Raw genomic sequence first — 21,087 nt, 5'->3', positions numbered from 1 at the left:
TACATTATTTATTTCTTCGATAAGAGAAGTTTTTACACTTTCTATATCTTCTAATATATCAGTTACAGAAGAAATTTTTTCACTGTATTCACCAAACAATGACAATATATGTTCATTATTAGATATAAAGTCATTAACTTGAGCTTTAAATCTATCATCTATATTAGATTTGAAATAGTCAAATTCAGCTGATAATTTAGATATAGAATTATATAATTCTTCTTTCTCTAAATCCATTCTGTCAGAAACAAATCTAGCCTGAGTTTCTAATTGATTATTTACTTCAGTTACAGAATTCTCTATAGTTTCTAATTTACCAGCAATATCCATTAAGCCGTTATAATCAATTTTATCTTTAAATTCATTATATAAGCCCATTAATTCATTTTTAATATTTTCAAATGAAGTTGTCTGCTTATCTCTCAATTCTGATTCATAAGAACTTATTCTATTAACGATTTCTTCTTCTTTATTAGCAAGTAAATCATTAATTTGTACTTCTAAATTCTCAACAACATCTCTTAATTTAGCATCAGAATCTTCTAGCATTTTAGATACTGCATTATTTATACTCTGATTCAAGTTATTGAATGAATCATTAAGCATAATATCTAAATTATACTTATTCTTTTCAAGTTCTTCTAATTTTTCTTGTATATCAGCATCTACTTTAGAAGAATACTCATTCAAATAATCATCTATATAAGCCTTATTAGTATCAACTCTAGCTTTTTCTATTTCTATTTTTAAGCTGTCTGAATATTCATCTAATGCTTTTTTGTTTCCTTCATAAACAGATTCTAACATTTCTGAATATTCTTCATAATTAGATATAATGTTTCTTCCAACATCTTCTAATTTAGACATTATAGATTCTGTCTCATCTAATCTATAAGACTCTATGTTCTTCAACTCTTCTTCATATTTACTAACTGCATCTGATATCATATTATTGAATCTATTAACATCAGAAGTTAATCTTTCTTCTAAGTTGGCAATTCTATCATTAACAGTAGATAATTTTTCTTCCAAGCGAGTATTGATTTCACTTTCTTTGCCAAGTATTTCTTCTTTGATAGAAGCTATCATTTTAGCAATAATTCCATTCTTCTTATCTTTAGAACTTTCTATAAAGCTGTCAATATTTTCTTTAGCCTCTTTTAATTGCTCTAAAAGAAGTGATAAATTACCATCTTTCCAAATAGAAAGATTGCTTTCTATTTCATTTACTTGACCTTGTATATTAGACATAATCTCTGACTTAAAGCTGTCAACTTCAGGTCTTATAGCACTTTCATAAAGTTTTAAAGTTTTATTAGGATCTGACCAAGTATCTTCAAAATAAGAAATTCTCTTATCCATCAAATCTTTAAATTCTTTAGTACCTGATTCTAATTCATCATATAAAGAATATAATTTTTCTCTGTCATCATCAAATAAATCTCTTGAAACTGTATTATCTTCAAGTGAATCTAATTTTTCTTCTAAGCTAAATTTGAAGTCTGCTAATTCATCAAACAATTTATCAACATCACTTCTTAAGTTAGAATCAACACCATCTAAATTGCTCTTTAATGTATAAACTTCACTTTCTAAATCATATAATCTTTCAAAGTCTTCTCTTAAAGAATTAAATGCATCTTCTAATCTAGCTTTTTCTGCTTCTAATATCTCTATAGAGTCATTATTTTTAAGTTCATCTAATTCATATCTAAATGTTTCAATATTTTCTAATATAGTATCCTTTTCATCAGATATAGCATTTTTAAATTCTTCTATATTAATATTAGAAGTATCTATTTTTTCTAATATCTCATTTGTGAATGAATTAAATTCAGCTTCAATTTTTTCTTTCTCTCTTTCAAATATAGAGTTAATATCTTCTTTATTAGCATTTAATACTTCTTCTTTAAAGGCAGTAAAGTCTTCTCTTAATTTCTGCATTTGTTCATTATTCAATACTGCACTTTCTAAGCTAACTATCTTTTCATTAAAGAAGTTTCTTAAATTATCATATCTTTCATTAACAGCAGCTATTCTTGTGTCTATTTTCTCATGTAAATCTCTGATTCTATCTTCAAATATATTGATATAGCTTTGATTTTTCTCTAAATCATATACTTTTTTCTCTAAGATTTCATATTTATCTTCAACTGTAAGAAGTTTACTGTCTATTCTGCCGTAGAAATCTTTAACTCTGTCTTCTATTTTCTGAATATAGTTTTCACCATAAACAACTTCATCAACTTTCTTCTCTATGTTTTCTATAGTTTGAGAAACTTTTTCATTAGATGATTCTTCAAACTTACTCATAGATTCATTGAATTTAGATTCTAAATCTTCAACAGATATTTTTACAATATTATCTAATTCTTCTTTAGCAGAATCTAATACATTCATCTTATCTGAAACTTGAGATTCTAATTTCTCTATACCTTCTATAGTTTGAGATATTTTCTCATTAGATGATTCCTCAAACTTATTCATAGATTCATTAAATCTATTTTCTAAATCTTCAAAAGATGATTTTAATATTTTATCTAAGTCTTCTTTAGTAGAATCTAATATATTCATCTTATCTAATATTAAAGAGTCTAATCTTGAAGAATAATCTTTTAAATATTCATCAATACGCTCTCTCTCATTAGCTAGATGCTTATATTCTATTCCTTTTATAGCATTATCTATTTCATCTTTAATAGAGTCAGAATAATCTTTCAATGAATTGAGTGAATCATCATAAACTTCATTTATAAGTTTAGAATAATTTTCATAAGTAGATCTTATTTCTTTACCTACATTATCAATATCATCTAATAATTGATTATTCTCATCTAATCTGTAATGCTCTATATTCTTTATCTCATCATCATACTTAGATACAGCTTCATTTACCATATTGTAAAGATTTTCTAAATTACCGCTTATATCATTATTCAATTTAGAATCCATAGCAGCTAATCTATTTTCTATATCTTGTACTCTAATTTCTAAAGTTTCATTGATATACTTTTCTTTCTCATCAATTGTTGATAATAAGTTATCTACTATATCTTTGCCTTTTACTTCTGATTCATTCAAATAATTAGATATACTTTCTCTAGCTTCATCTAATTGCTGAACTAATTCATCAACATGACCTTCTTTCCAAGTAGAAATATCATTATCCAATGATTCTATTTTACTTTTCAAATAGTTGATAGAATTTTCAAATTTAATCTCATTGTCATTTCTGATATCATCTAATTGTTCTCTTATATCTGAAGCAAATATGTTTTTCAATTTTCTGCTGTCAGCCCAAGTGTCCTCAAAGAAACTTACACGTTTTTCAAGTCTGTATCTAAATTCTTTATTATCATCTTTTATCTGATTAAATAAATCATTTAATTTTTCTCTTTCCTGAGTTAATAATTCTTCTATAGCTTCATTATTATTAGAATTTGTCATTAATTCTTCTTTTATAGAAGATAATTTATTATCTAATTCTTCTTTTTCAGTATATATTATACTTTCTAGTTCAGAAGATTTATTAATATTGTCTTCTATTTGATTTTTTACATCATCTATTCTTGAAGTCAATTTATTAACATGTGAAGTAAGATTTCCTAACTCAATAGAATATTCATCTAAATCTCTTACTATATCATCTTTCATTCTTCCTTCAAAATCAGACAATTTATCAGATAATGCCTTAACTTCATCTTTTAAGAATACATCAACATCAGACATATTTTCTTTTAATTGATATAAGTTGCTTTCTAATCTTTCTAATTTAGAGAAATCAGATTTTATAGCATTAAATGAATCTTCCAATGCTTTTTTCTCTAAAGCTAATTGTTCTATAGTGTTATCTTTCTTAACGCTCTCTAATTCAAGCTCTAAATTATCCAATTTTTCTAATAAATCTAACTTATCAGAAGAAATAATATCTTTTAATCTATTAACTTCATCATCAGAAGCATCAACTCTTTCTACAACAGCTCTTGTAAATTCTTCAAATACATGCTCTATTTCATTTTTCTTATCTTCAAATAGAGTAGGTACATTGTCATTGAATTTTAATGTAGATTCTTTGAAAGATTCAAAATCATTTTTAATACCTTCCAATTTTTCTACTAAAGCATTCTTTTCATCATTATGTAATGATATAAGCTCATCTCTGTCTATTATAGAATTCTTTATAATCTCAACAGCTTCATCGAAATCACTGCTTAAAGAATCATATTTATTTCTTAAATCAACAGTTTCACTATTTAATTTTTCAGTTATAGCTTCAATATCTTTACTCAAAGTAGCCATATATTTATTGAATAATACAGATTCAGTATCTCTCTCTAATTGTTCAATAACTTCTAATACTTTATCATTAGTTTCATCACTGAATTTAGCTATAGCCTCATTAAAGCTATTTTCCAAATTATCAAATGATTCTTTAACCATATTATCTAATTCTTCTTTAGCTTCATTGAGTACAGACATTTTTTCAGCTATCTGATTATCAATTTTTTCTGAATACTCTCTCAAATACTCATCAATATAGTTTTTCTCATTAGATAAATGCTTAGATTCTGATTCTTCTCTTGATTTTTCTATTTCTTCTTTTATAGAATTAGAATAATCTGTCAAAGAATTAACAGAATTATTATAAGCTTCATTTATTAAGTTAGAATAATTTTCATAACTTGATTTGATATCCTCAATAAGTTTTTGAGAATCTTCCATTAACTTATTGTTTTCATCTAATCTATAATGCTCAATATTCTTAATATCTTCATCATACTTAGCTATGGCATTATTCAACATAGTATGTAAATTATCTAAATTAGAACCTATATCTTCATTTATTTTAGAATCTGTTTCTGATAATCTATTTTCTATATCTGAAATCTTTTCATCTAATTTAGTATAGATACTATTTTCTTTTTCTTCTATCTTAGATAAGATATCTGTTAATAATTTTTCAGCTTTAACATCTGAATTATCTATATAATCAGAAATATTGTTTTTAGCTTCTTCTAATTGAGATAATAATTCATTAATTCTTCCATCTTTCCAAGTTAAGATATCACTATCCATAGAATCTATTTTTGATTTCAATTCATTTAGATATTCTTCTTTGAAAGTATTCAAATCTGAATTCATAGATTCCATTTTAGCATTCATGCTATTAATATGTTCTTCTTTCCAAAGAGCAATATCGTCATTCATAGAATCCATTTTTTCTTTTAATTCATTGATAGAATTTTCAAATTTCAATTCGGTATCTGATTTAACATTTTCTATTTCATCTCTTATATCAGATGAGAATAAATTTCTTATTCTAGAACTGTCAGCCCAAGAATCTTCAAAATATTCTATACGTTTTTCAAGTCTATCTCTGAAGTCAATATTATCATTACGAACTTTTTCAAATAGAATATCTAATTTTTTTACTTCTTCATTAAATAATGATTCTATACCATCATTTTGACCGGAAACAGAAAGTAAATTATCTTTTATAGCAGACAATCTATTTTCTAATTCTTCTCTGTCTTTTGATATAGCTTCTTCCAATTGTGAAGATTTATCTAAAGAATCCTGTATATTAGCTTTTATTGATTCTATATATTCATTTAAAGTATTTACATTAGAATTAAGAGCACTTAAATCATTAGAATAATCTTCTAAATCTCTTGAAACATCTTCTCTGATTCTTGAATCAAGTTCTTCTATTTTTGAAGATAATTCTTTAACCTCATCTTGTAAATTTACATCGACATCAGACATATTATCTTTTAATTGATATAAACTGCTTTCAAGCTCTTCTAATTTAGCAAAATCATCTTTAATAGCATTGAATGATTCTTCTAATGCATCTTTCTCCAAAGTTAATTGAGCAATAGCATCATCATCTCTTACAGAAGAAAGTTCATCTCTTAAGTTCTCAATCTGTTCTAATATGAATGTTTTATCTTCATAAAGTAAGTCTTTAATGTAATTAATATCACTCTCTGAAGTATTTACTCTATCTAATAATGTAGAACTGAATTCCTCAAATGCATTTTCTATTTTTTGTTTTTCTTCTTCAAATATAGTAGGTATAGCTTCTTTAGTAGAGTTTAAAACTTCATCTTTGAAACTGTCAAATTCTTTTTTAAGTTCATCAACTTTTGAAACTAAAACTTCTTTTTCTGAAGCCTGCATTTCTAACAATTCATTTCTATCAAGTATAGAATTTTTAAGAACCTCTAATGATTCATCTAAATCTTTGCTTAATGCTTCATATTTTTCTACAATAGAAGTAATATCATCTGATACTTTAGTATTGAATGTATCTATATCAGAGTCAACTTTTGATACATTACTATCTATTTTTTCATTAACTTTTGATATTTCATCTTCTATTTTCTTATATATGATACCAAGCTGTTCTGTTAGATAAATGCTATATTCATTTTTATCGAATATAACTGTTTTAGCATCTTCTTCTAATCTAGCAATCACTTCTAAAATCTTACTGTTAGATTCTCTCTCAAAATTAGATATAACATTCTGCATATTAGCTTCTAAATTACCAAATGCATCTTTTATCATTTTATCTAATTCTTCTTTAGTATTATTTAGAGTATTTATTTTTTCTGATATTTGACTATCAACTTTATCAGAATACTCTTTCAAATAATCATCTATATAATTTTTCTCATTAGATACATGTTTGGCTTCTGATTCTTCTCTTGATTTTTCTATTTCTTCTCTTACCAATTTAGAATAATCTGTCAAAGAATTGAGAGAATTATTATATGTTTCATTTATTAAGTTAGAATAATTTTCATAACTTGCTTTTAACTCATCAATAAGTTTTTTAGAGTCTTCTGCCAACTTATCTGATTCTGCAGTTCTATAATTTTCTATATTCTTAATATCTTCATCATATTTAGCTATAGCATTATTCAACATAGTATAAAGATTATCTAAATTAGAACCTATATCATTGTTAAGTTTAGAATCTGTTTCTGATAATCTATTTTCTATATCTGCTATTTTTTCATCTAATTTAGTATAGATGCTATTTTCTTTTTCTTCTATTTTAGATAATACTTCAGCTACAAGTTTATTCTTATTATCTTCTGTAGTATCTAAATAAGCAGCTATATCCTGTTTAGCATTTTCCAACTGACCTAATAATTCATTGATATTGCTTTCTTTCCAAACAGATATATCTTCATTTATAGAGTCTATTTTGTTATTCAAATCGTTAAGATAGTTTTCAAATTTAAGAGCGGTTTCTTTCTTAACTTCTTCTAACTCATTTCTCATTTCTGAAGCATATAAACTTCTTATTCTAGTACTATCTGACCAAGTGTCCTCAAAATATGTTATACGTTTTTCAAGTCTGTCTCTGAATTCTATGCTGTCATTTTTAAAGTTATTGAATAATTCATCTAACTTTTTAACTTCATTAGCAAATAAGCCTTCAACTGTACCGCTATCACCTAATATATTAACTAGATTATCTTTCATTGAAGATATTTTATTTTCTAATTCTTCTTTATCTTTCAATATATTATTTTCTAACTCTGCAGCTCTTTCTATAGAAGCTCTGATATCATCTTTTATACTATCTCTATCATCATTTATTGTATTTTCTAATTCTTCAAATTTATTAGATAAAGTAGCAACCTCATCTTTTAAATTGATATCAACATCTTCCATATTATCTTTTAATTCATATAAACGATTTTCTAAATCTTCCAATTTAGCAAAATCATCTTTGATTGAATTAAATGATTCTTCTAAAGCCTGTTTTTCTAATGTTAATTGAGTTATAGCATCATCTTCTCTTAAAGTATTTACTTCCTCTCTTAAACCATCAATTTGTTCTAATAATGTTAATTTATCTTCTGATAAAACATCTTTGATATAATTGATGTCACTTTCTGAAGTATTTACTCTGTCTAATAAATTGCTTGTAAACTCTTCAAATGCATTCTCTATTTTCTGTTTTTCTTCTTCAAATAGAGTAGGGATATTTTCCTTATTAGTATTTAATACCTCAGATTTAAAGTTATTGAATTCTTCTTTAAGCTCATCTATTTTGCTTACTAATAACTCTTTCTCTGAAGCTTGAAGTTCTAATAACTCATCTCTATCAAGTATAGAGCTTTTTACCATGTCTAATGTTTCTTCAAAATCTATATTCAATGATTTATATTTATCTTGAAGTTCTGATACTTCCTTATCTAATCTTGAAACAACATTATATATTTCGCTGTCAACTTTAGAACTAATAGAAGCTAAATGATTTTCTAATTCTGATATATATTCATTATGATTGAATAGTCTATCTGATACTTCTTGTTCTAATTTAGAAACAACACTATTGATTTTGCTGTCTGCTTCCTCATTCAATTTTAATATAGCGTCATTCAAATTAGTATTTAATGTATTGAATGATTCTCTTATCATATCATCTAATTGATTTTTGCTGTCATTCAATATATCAATTTTTTCTGATATTTGGCTGTCTAATTTATCAGCGTATTCTTTCAAATAATCATCTATATAGTTTTTCTCACCTTTTAAGTGTTTATCTTCTGCTTCTTTTCTAGCATTCTCTATTTCAGCTTTTACTTTATTTGTATACTCTGATAATGAAGATAATGAATCTTTATAAGTAGTATTGATTAATTTAGAGTAATAATCATATCCTGTTTTTATATCCTCTAATAATTTATTACCTTCTTCTGTGCGGTAATGTTCTATATTCTTAATATCTTCATCATATTTAGATACAGCAGAGTTTACCATACCTTGAACTTCTTCCAAGTTTCTAGCTATGTCATCTGATACTTTATCATCTAAAACTGATAATCTGCTTTCTATATCTGCTATTTTAGTATCTATTCTATTATAGATGCTGTTTTCTTTCTCCTCTATTTTTGCCAATACATCTGATACAAGCTCATCTTTTTTACCTTCTGTACCATCTAAATAAGAAGTAATTTCTATCTTAGCATCTTCTAATTGTTTTAATAACTCATTGATACGAGTATCTTTCCAGCTAGATATATCTTTGTCGATAAGATCTATTTTGTTATTTAACTCATTGAGATAATTTTCATATTTGAGTTCTGTTTCTTTTTGTACTTCTTCTAATTCGTTTCTTATTTCAGAAGCGTATAAACTTCTTATTCTAGTACTATCTGACCAAGTGTCCTCAAAATATGTTATACGTTTTTCAAGTCTATCTCTAAACTCTAAATTATCATTCTTGAAGTTATTGAATAATTCATCTAGCTTTTTAACTTCATTAGTAAATAAACCTTCAATATTTTCATTATCGCCTAACATATTAATTAGATTATCTTTCATTGAAGCTATTTTTTTCTCCAATTCTTCCTTATCTTTTAATATGTTATTTTCTAATTCTGAAGATTTAACTAAAGAATCATTAATAAGATTTCTAACATAATCTATATTAGTATTGGCATTAGCAATATTATTATTCAAATTGTCTATATTAGAATATATATTGTTAATGTTGTTATTTTGTTCATTTATAGTATTATCAAAATATTCTTTAGCTTCTTTTGCTTTATTTTCAAATTCATTGAACTTATCAGCTAAACCAGAAACTTTATCTTTTAATACTATATCAACATCTTCCATATTATCTTTTAACTCATATAAACGATTCTCTAAATCTTCTAATTTAGCAAAATCATTTTTAATTGAATTAAATGATTCTTCTAAAGCCTGTTTTTCTGAAGCTAACTGAGCAACTACATCGTCTTCTCTTAAAGTATTTACTTCTTCTCTTAAATTATCAATTTGTTCTAATAATGTTAATTTATCTTCTGATAAAACATCTTTGATATAATTGATATCGCTTTCTGAAGTATTTACTCTGTCTATTAAATTATTAGTAAAATCTTCGAATGCTGCTTCTATTCTTTGTTTTTCTTCTTCAAATAGAGTAGGTATATCCTCTTTATTAGCATTTAATACTTCTTCTTTGAAATTATCAAATTCATTTCTAAGTTCATCTATTCTGCTTGCTAATAATTCTTTCTCTGAAGATTGAAGTTCTAATAACTCATCTCTATCAAGTATAGAGCTTTTTACCATATCTAATGTTTCTTCAAAATCTATACTTAAAGAATCACATTTTTCATTAAGCTGTGATACTTCTTTATCTAATTTTGAAGACATATTAAATATTTCATTATCTATTTTAGAATTAATAGAAGCTAAATGATTTTCTAATTCTGATATATAGCCATTATAATTAAATAGTCTGTCTGATACTTCCTGTTCTAATTTAGAAACAACATCATCAATTTTGCTTTCTGCTTCTTCATTAAACTTCAATATAGCATCATTTAAATTGCTATTTAATGTATTGAATGATTCTTTTATCATATCATCTAATTGATTTTTGCTGTCATTCAATATATCAATTTTTTCTGATATCTGACTATCTAATTTATAAGCATATTCTTTCAAATAATCATCTATATAATTTTTTTCACCTTTAAGATGTTTATCTTCTGCTTCTTTTCTAGCATTTTCTATTTCAGTTTTGATTCTATTTGTATAGTCTGATAATGAAGATAATGAATCTTTATAAGTGTTATTGATTAATTTAGAATAATATTCATATCCTGTTTTTATATCTTCTAACAACTTATTGCCTTCTTCTGTACGGTAAGTTTCTATATTTCTAATATCTTCATCGTATTTATTTACAGCTTCATTTACCATAGCTTGAACTTCTTCTAAGTTTCTAGCTATATCGTCTGATACTTTATCATCTAAAACTGATAATCTAGTTTCTATATCTTCTATTTTTGAATCTATTCTGCTGTAAATAGATGCTTCTTTATCTTCTATTTTTGCCAATACATCTGATACAAGCTCATCTTTTCTGCCTTCTGTAGTGTCTAAATAATTAGCTATATCTTGTTTAGCATTTTCTAATTGCTGTAATAACTCATTGATACGAGTATCTTTCCAGCTAGTAATATCTTTATCTATAAGATCTATTTTGTTATTTAACTCATTAAGATAATTTTCATATTTGAGTTCTGTTTCTCTTTGTACTTCTTCTAATTCATTTCTCATTTCTGAAGCATACAAACTTCTTATCTTAGTGCTGTCTGACCAAGTGTCCTCAAAATATGTTATGCGTTTTTCAAGTCTATCTCTGAACTCTATGCTGTCATTCTTAAAGTTATTAAATAATTCATCTAACTTTTTAACTTCACTAGCAAATAAGCCTTCGATATTTTCATTATCGCCTAAGATATTAACTAGATTATCTCTCATTGAAGATATTTTTCTGTCTAATTCTTCTCTGTCTTTTAGTATATTGCTTTCTAATTCAACAGATCTGTCTATTGAAGCTCTGATATCATTTCTTATATTATCTCTATCTTCTTTTATAGAAGTTTCTAATTCTTCAAATTTATCAGCTAAACCAGAAACTTTATCTTTAAGGTTAACATCAGCATCTTCCATATTATCTTTTAATTCATATAAGCGATTCTCTAAATCTTCCAATTTAGCAAAATCTTCTTTGATTGAATTAAGTGATTCTTCTAAAGCCTGTTTTTCTAATGTTAATTGAGTTATAGCATCATCTTCTTTTAAGCTGCTTAATTCTTCTTTCAAGCTGTCAATATTCTCTAATAAAGCAGCCTTATCTTCTGATAATGCATCTTTGATATAATTAATATCATTTTCAGATATGCTTACTCTTTCTAATACATTATTAGCAAACTCTTCAAATGCATTTTCTATTCTTTGTTTTTCTTGTTCAAATAGAGTAGGTATATCTGCTCTATTAGCATTTAATACTTCAGATTTAAAGTTGTTGAATTCTTCTTTAAGTTCATCTATTTTACCAACTAAAGATTCTCTTTCTGAAGCTTGTAAATCTAATAATTCATCTCTATCAAGTATAGAGCTTTTTACCATATCTAAAGATTCTTCAAAATCTATATTCAATGATTTATATTGATTTTTAAGTTCTGATACATCTTTATCTAATCTTGAAACAACATTATATATTTCACTATCTACTTTAGAATTGATAGAAGCTAAATGTGTTTCTAATTCTGTCATATATTCATTATAATTGAATAATTTATCAGATACTTCTTGTTCTAATTTAGAAACAACATTATTGATTTTGCTGTCTGCTTCTTCATTAAACTTAGATATAGCTTCATTCAAATTAGTATTTAATGTTTCAAATGATTGTTTAATCATATCATCTAATTGATTTTTACTGTCATTTAATACATTAATTTTTTCTGATATCTGATTATCTAAATTATCAGCATATTCTTTCAAATAATCATCTATATAGTTTTTCTCACCTTTAAGGTGTTTATCTTCTGCTTCTTTTCTAGCATTCTCTATTTCAGCTTTTACTTTATTTGTATACTCTGATAATGAGAATAAAGAATCTTTATAAGTAGTATTGATTAATTTAGAATAATAATCATATCCTGCTTTAATATCTTCTAATAATTTAGCACTTTCTTCATCACGGTAATGTTCTATATTTCTAATATCTTCATCATATTTAGATACAGCAGCACTTACCATACCTTGAACTTCTTCCAAGTTTCTAGCTATGTCATCTGATACTTTATCATCTAAAGAAGACAATCTATTTTCTATATCTTCTATTTTTGAATCTATTCTAGTATAGATATCATTTTCTTTTTCTTCTATTTTAGAAAGTATATCTGAAAGCAATTCTTCTTTTTTATCATCAGTGAATTCTAAGTATTCATTAATGCTTTCTTTAGCATTTTCTAATTGCTCTAACAATCCATTAATGCGTCCATCTTTCCAACTAGATATATCTTTATCTATAGAATCTATTTTGTTAGCTAAATCATTAAGATAATTTTCAAATTTAAGTTCTGTTTCTTTCTGAACTTCTTCTAACTCATTTCTCATCTCAGAAATATACAAACTTCTTATCTTAGTATTATCAGACCAAGTGTCTTCAAAGTATGTTATGCGTTTTTCTAATCTTTCTCTAAAGTCTATACTGTCATTTTTGAAGTTATTGAATAATTCATCTAACTTTTTAACTTCTTCAGCAAATAAACCTTCAAGAGTTCCATTTTCGCCTAATATATTGATAATATTATCTTTCATTGAAGATATTTTATTTTCTAATTCTTCTTTATCTTTCAATAAATTATCTTCTAATTCTGAAGATTTATCTAAAGATTCATTGATAGCATTTCTAACTAAATCAATATCTTCATTTAGATTATTCATATTAGATAATATAGCACTTATATTGTCCTGCTGATTATTGATGTTATTTTCAAATTCTTCAAATTTTTCTGACAAATTAGCAACTTTATCTTTCAAATTAACATCAACATTTTGCATATTATCTTTTAATTCATATAAACGATTCTCTAAATCTCCTAATTTAGCAAAATCATTTTTAATTGAATTAAATGATTCTTCCAATGTTTGTTTTTCTAAAGCTAATTGAGCAACTATATCATCTTGTCTTACAGAATTAACTTCAGCTCTTAAATTATCAATTTTTTCTAATAATGTTAATTTATCTTCTGATATGATATCTTTTATATAATTGATATCGCTTTCTGAAGTATTTACTCTGTCTAATAAATGATTAGTAAAGTCTTCAAAAGCAGCTTCTATTCTTTGTTTTTCTTCTTCAAATAGAGCAGACATATCTTCTCCGCTTGCATTGAAGGCATCGTTTTTGAAACTGTCAAATTCATTTTTAAGTTCATCTAATCTATTGATTAATAAATCTTTTTCTGAAGTTTGAAGTTCTAATAACTCATCTCTATCAAGTATAGAGCTTTTTACCATATCTAAAGATTCTTCAAAATCAATACTTAACTCTTTATATTTGTTTTTCATATCAGATATTTCACTATCTAATCTTGAAGAAACATTATAAATTTCATTATCTATTTTAGCATTGATATCTCTTAAGCTGTCTTCCAATTCACCTATATAATTTTGATAATTAGATAATCTTTCAGATGCATCTCTTTCCAATCTTTCAATAGTATCGTTGATTCTGATATCAGCATCTTCATTGAATCTCATTATAGCTTCGTTTAAATTATCATTCAAAGTATTAAATGATTCTCTTATCATATCATCTAACTGATCTTTACTTTCATTTAATATATTGATTTTTTCATTAACTCTTTCATCTAATCTTGATTCATATTCTTTTAAATAATTATCAATATAGTTTTTCTCATTATTTAAATGTTTGTCTTCTGTTTCTTTTCTAGTTTTTTCTATTTCAGCTTTTATTCTATTAGTGTAATCAGACAAAGAAGATAATGAATCTTTGTATGTATTATTTATCAATTTAGAATAATAATTATAACCAGATTGTATTTCTTCTAATAACTTGCTATTTTCTTCAGCTCTATGATGTTCAATATTTTTTATCTCTTCATCATATTTATTTATAGCTTTATTAACTATAGATTGTACTTCTTCCAATCCTCTAGCCATATCATCTGATACTTTACTATCTACATTAGATAATCTATTTTCTATTTCTTCAATTTTTGAATCTATTTTAGTATAGATATCATTTTCTTTTTCTTCTATTTTAGAAAGTATATCTGAAAGCAATTCTTCTTTTTTACCTTCAGATGATTCTAAATAATCGTTTATACTGTTTTTAGCATCTTCTAATTGCTGAAGTAATTCATTAATGCGTCCATCTTTCCAGCTAGCTATATCTTTATCAAGAGAATCTATTTTTTCTTTAAACTCATTAATATATTCATCTCTCCAAGAAGAAGCGTCATTATTAATAGAATCTATTTTTGATTTTAATTCATCAATATAATTCTCTAATTTTATATCAGTTTCAGCTTTTATGCTTTCTAATTCTTCTCTTAAATCAGCTGCATATAAACTTCTTAATCTGCTGCTGTCTGACCAAGTATCTTCAAAGTAATCTATACGTTTTTCAAGTCTATTTCTAAACTCAAAGTTATCTGTTTTGAAGCTATTAAATAATTCATCTAATTTTTTAGCTTCTTCAGCAAATAGATTTTCTATATTCTCATTTTTACCTAATACAGTAAATAAATTTTCTTTTATTGATGAAAATTTATCTTCTAATTCTGAAGATTTAGTTAAAGAATCTTTTATATGATTTTTTATTATTTCTAAATTATCATATAAGTTGTCATATCTATTATCATTGTCAGCAACAACTTTTCCTTCAAAGTCCTCAAATCTTTCATTTAATTCATATAAACCGCTTTCTAAATCGCCTAATTTTTCAAAATCAGCTTTGATAGTATTAAATGAATCTTCTAAAGTTTGTTTGTCTAAAGCTAATTGAGCTATAGTATTATCTTCTTTTATTGATTCCACATCTTTTTTAATATCATCAATTTTTTCTAAAAGTGAAGATTTATTTTCTGCTACAACTTCTTTTACTTTATTAATATCAGTTTCAGAAATACTGATTCTATCCAATAAATTAGCACTAAATTCTTCAAATGCACTTTCTATTCTTTGTTTTTCTTCTTCAAATAGGGTAGGAATATCTTCTCTGTTAGCATTGATTAATTCTTCTTTGAAAGAGTTGAAATCAGTTTTCAAAGTTTCCATTTCTTCAGCTAACATTTCTTTTTCAGAATTTTGTAATTCCATTAATTCATCTCTATCAAGAAGAGAACCTTTTATCATGTCTATTGCTTCATCGAAATCATTACTTAAATCTTTATATTTAGATTTAACATCTGAAATTTCAGCATCTAATTTTGAAGAAATTTTATAAAGCTCATTATCTACTTTTACGCTAATAGCTCTTAACTGCTCCTCTAAATCAGACATATATTTCTGTTCATTGAATAATCTAACAGCTGCCTCATTTTCCAATCTTTCAACAACAGAATGTATTTGAGTATTAGCTTCTTCATTAAACTTATTCATTACATCTTGTAAATTAGCATTAAGAGTATCGAATGAGTCCTTTATCATATTATCCAACTCAACTTTACTGTCAGTTAATATGTTTAATTTATCATTAACTTGAGATTCCAATTTTGCTGAATAATCCAACAAATAGTCATCTATATAATTTTTCTCATTAGATAAATGTTTAGCTTCTGATTCTTCTCTTGTTCTTTCTATCTCTTTCTTTATAGTTTCAAGATGAGTTTCTAATTCTGTAACAGCATCTTCATAGATTTTGTCTATCATTATAGAATATTCTTCATAGTCTTCACGTATGCTATTACCTAATTCTTCCATATCTGCTATTAAATCTTCTGTTTCATTAGCTCTATGATGCTCTATTCTCTTTATTTCTTCATCGTATTTAGCTACAGATTCATTAATTCTGTTATGTATTTCTTCTAAACTGTTTCCTATAGCATTATTCAATTTTTCATTTATAGTAGAAAGTTTATTTTCGGCATCTGCAATTCTTTCATCTATACGTGAATAAACTTCATTTTCTTTAGTTTCTATACGGTTAAGCATATCGATAAGAAGCTGATTTTTCTTACCTTCTGAAGTATCTATAAAGTTTTCTATTCCTTTTCTAGCTTCTTCTAACTGAGCAAGTAAAACATTTAAATTACCGTTCTTCCAATCATATATATCTTGCTCTATTAATTTCATTTTTTCTTTTAATTCATTCAAATGATTATCATATTTGATATCAGCTTCTTTTCTTATATTTTCAACTTCTTCTCTTATATCAGCAGCATACATACTTTTGATTTTAGTATTATCAGACCACATATCTTCAAAATAAGAAATACGTTTTTCAAGTCTGTCTTTGAAGTCTTCATTGTTTGAAGCTAAATTTTCAAATATAGAATTTAATCTTTCTTTTTCACCATTTATTAATGATTCAAAATAATTTTTATCTACTAGGCTAGATATATTATTTTTTACAGATTCAAAATTTCTATTAAGATTTTCCATATCTCTATATAGACCATCTGAATCTTTTTCTATTCTATCTTCTAAATTATCTTTAAAATCTTTTAATTTTTTAGTTAAATCGCTAACATCATCTTTTAATCCGCTGTCGATTCCTTCCATTCTATCTCTGAGTTCAACAAAATCTTTTTCTAAATTCATTATTTTGTCAAAATCATCTCTTAAAGCAGTTAATGAATTTTCTAATACAGCTTTTTCTTCTGATAAAACTTCAACTGTATTATCATCTTTCATATCATCAACATCTTTTCTTAAAAGCTCTATTTGATATATTAAATGACTTCTTTCTTCTGATAAAACGTCTTTGATATAATGTATATCGCTTTCATTGTCTGTGAGTCTCATAAGTAAATTCTTACTAAACTCATCAAACATATTTTCTACTCTTGCTTTTTCTTCATCAAATAATGCAGGTATTTCTAATTCATTAGTTCTTGTAATTTGATCTTTAAATAATTCAAATTCTTCTTTTATATCATCTATTTGATTTTTAAGTAATTCTTTTTCACTATTTTGAAGATTAATTAATTCTTCTCTGTCTATTATAGAAGATTTTATTTGTTCTATTCTATTATTAAAGTCTTCATTACTATCTGATATATTAGAACTTAATTCATCTATTTTTTCAGATAAAGCTGATTTAACTTCCTCTATCATATTAGCAAGCTCATTAACTTTATCTAATCTACTATCATGATCATCTAATATAGCAAGAATGTTTTCATTATTAGATATTAATTTATCTGCCTGATCTTGTAATCTTTCATCAACATTATCTTTTAAAGAAACAAATTCATTTCTCAAATCTTCTAATGTTAAGCCAAGACTATCTCTAACTTCTGCTGCTGTATTAGATATAACTTTTTCAGCATATTTTTTGATTTTAGCAATAGAACGCAAAGCCTTTTTAGTATTAGCTTTTCTTATTTTAGCTAATATTTTAGAGAATCCGTTATATAAAGTATTAAATGAATCATTTAAATTTTCATTCAAACGAGTAACTTCTTCATCTATTTTTGAAGATGTTTTATTCAAATAATCATCTATATAGTTTGCCTCATTAGTAAGGTGTTTAGCTTCTGATTCTTCTCTAGCTTTTTCTATTTCATCTTTTAATGCATTAACATGCTCGCTTAAAGAATTCTTTTCATTTTGATAAAGTTCTTCAAGCATATTAGTGTACTGTTCATAATCTTTTCTTATTCCAGCACCTATATTTTCAACATCTTTTATTATATTATCATGTTCTTCTAATCTATAAGTTTCTATTTCTTCTATTTCGCCTTTATATTTCTCTATAGCACCATCAATTAATGCTTTTAATTCTTCTAATTTTCCTAAAGCACTTTCTTCTACATTAGAGAATATACCTTCTGTTTTCTTAGCAATTTCATCTTTTTTATCTGCTATATAAGAATCAATTTCATTTGCTTTAGAATCAACAATAGACTGCATATTATTAGCGTTATCAATTATTTCGTTGATTCTTTCGCCTAAATTCTCTATACGCATTTTATATTCATCTGTCATTAAAGAAGCATGATGTTTTAATTCTTCATAATCTTCCTTTAAGTTATTAGAATATTTCTCAAGCATTGCATGATATTCAGCACTTATAGCATTCAAATCAGCTCTTCTTTCATCTAATACACCGTCTATTTTTTTGTCCAAAGAATTATATTTATCCTCTATATCAGACATTAATTCTTTTTCTTTATCTTCTGCATTTTCATAAACTTTATTTATAGTACGTTCAAATGCATCTCTTCCATTTTCAACTCTATGCATGATATCTTCTATTTCATCTTTTATCTTATTCATGCTATCTCTTTTTTCATTTAGAAGTATATCAAATGAGTCTGTAGCCTGACGAAGCTCATCATGAAGCATATCAACAACTTCTTTTTTGTTTTCTTCATTGAATCTTACGTTTTCATCTATAGCTTCATCTATTTTATTTTTAAACTCGCCTAAAGAATTTTCTATATCACTGATTAAAGCATCATGTCTTTTTTCACTTTCATCAACTTGGTTCATAACAGAATCGATACTGTCTGTAATAGCTTTCATTTTAGTTTGTTCATAATCATCTAAAACGTTTTTCAAATGAGATTTCAAACTTTCTATATAAGCATCACTGTAATCAGATATTTCCTTTTTAATGCCTTCCATTTTATCTTCAGCATCTTTTATACCAGTATCTAATTTTTCATTAGCTCTGCTTATTAAGCCATTAACTTCAACAGAAGACTTCTCTAATAATTCTATACGTTTTTCTATATTTTCTCTTATATTAGCTTCAGTTTCTTTGCTTAAAGTATCTATATCTGTTGCAGCTCTGTCATACTGTTCTTTTAATCCAGATAATTTTTCATCAATAGCACTTAAATCAGATGAAGTATTTTTGATATATTCATTAATATTTGCTTCTAATTCATTCTTAACACTAGCAAGTAATGTTTCTATTTCATTTATTCTTTCATTAGCCTGAGCTTCTAAATCTTTATACAAATATTCTTTCTGTAAACTTAAAGAATCAAGTATTTCTTCCTGTTTATTGTTAAGTATAGATATTATTTCAGAAGTCTGATAATGAGTTTCATCTATTTTATCTTTCAAAAGATTAGTTTCAGTTTCAACATCGTTTCTAAGCTCATTGATTTCAGCTATTAAAGAACTTCTAGCATTATCTATAGAGTATTCCATATCATCTTGAGCTCTAGTTAATATATCATTTTTCAATTTATCTATATCGTTAACTATATCCTCAAATCTGCTTTCAGCTTTAAGCATAGTTTCTTCACTCATACCATCTATAGATATGATTAAATCATTAAGTTCTTTAGTTTTATTTCTATAAAGAGTTATTACGCCGTCATCTTCATTTTCAAGTACATTCTTGATATGATTAGAGAAATTCTCTACTTCAGCTATAAATCTATTATTGATATCTTCTTTTAATGATGAGAATTCTGTTTCTAACTGATGAGCTTTATCAGCATAATCTTTAGTTATATAATCAGCTTTATCTTTTATATCATCTATAGATTTCTCTAAAGAATGAGCTTTTTGTTCTATAGAATCTAAGAATTCCTCTCTGTCCTGACTTATTTTTTCAAGTCCTTCTTTTAGGGTAGAGTAGAGCATCTCTTTAGTTTTTTCCATTTCGTCTTTAAACTCTAATACACTAGATTCTGTTATAGAATTTAATCTATCATGTATAGTATCTCTTAAACTGTTCAACTCAGTTTCTAAGCCTTCTTTAGACTGACTTAAAGTTTCATAGCGGTTTTCTATATCTTTAGATTTAACATCAATTTCATCGGCAAATGATGAATATTTACTGATAAGTTCATCTCTTCCTTTCTCAAATAATTCAGCCAATTGTTCTATATTGTGACGGGCTGTTCTTTCAGCAAGCTGAGTAAGCTGATTTGTAAATAATTCTTCTTTTTTAGCAACATGAAGTTTAAATTCTTCAGTAAGAGCAGATATTTTCTCTTTTTCTTGTTCTGCCATAGTACTATAATGAGCATCGCGGGCGAGTAGGTTAGTGGTAAGAGCATCAAATCTCTTATAAAGTTCACTTTCAAACTCATTTAACTTAGAATTATAGGATTCTATCAATTTATCCTGTATAGAACCAACATTCTTTTCTAATTCTGTCATTTTGGATTTAACATCAGATATTCTTTTATAGGTCTTTTCTATAGTATTACGCTCTTTTAATACAGTATCAACCTTATTCAATATTTCCAAATAAGCTTCTTCAAGAGAATCGACCTGTTCTTGATATTGAGATACAGCAGCCTTATAGTCTTTGTATGACTCTATCCTTTTATTAAGTTTGGCTAAATCCTCCTCCATAGACTTACTTATAAATCCAGCCTTTTTAACAGCTATTTCCAAATCTATGGCATTGTCTCTAACTTCAGATATCTTTTCCTCTACAATACCTTCCAAAGCTGCTTTTTCTTCAGCAAACATTTGATTAAAATTATTATCATTATAGTTTTTTTTCCTATTGATTACACTATAAATACCGATAAATAATAGAGGTACAACAAAAGTTAGTATTAATTGAAGAACAGGGTTCAT

The 21,087-nt window shown here is 25.7% G+C and carries 1 protein-coding gene (running past one end of the window); it reads right to left on the bottom strand.

The annotated features are described in order from the left end of the window. Positions 1-21,087, bottom strand: partial view of a SpiroCoCo family coiled-coil protein gene (locus R4K56_RS00405; protein WP_335771792.1) — the 5' portion only. 6,243 nt of this gene lie to the left of the window's left edge; 21,087 of the gene's 27,330 nt are visible here — the first part of the coding sequence; the start codon lies at positions 21,085-21,087; the stop codon falls past the left edge of the window.

This window comes from Brachyspira pulli (assembly GCF_036997785.1).
Lineage (GTDB): Bacteria > Spirochaetota > Brachyspiria > Brachyspirales > Brachyspiraceae > Brachyspira > Brachyspira pulli.
This window is presented reverse-complemented; position numbering and strand designations above follow the sequence as displayed.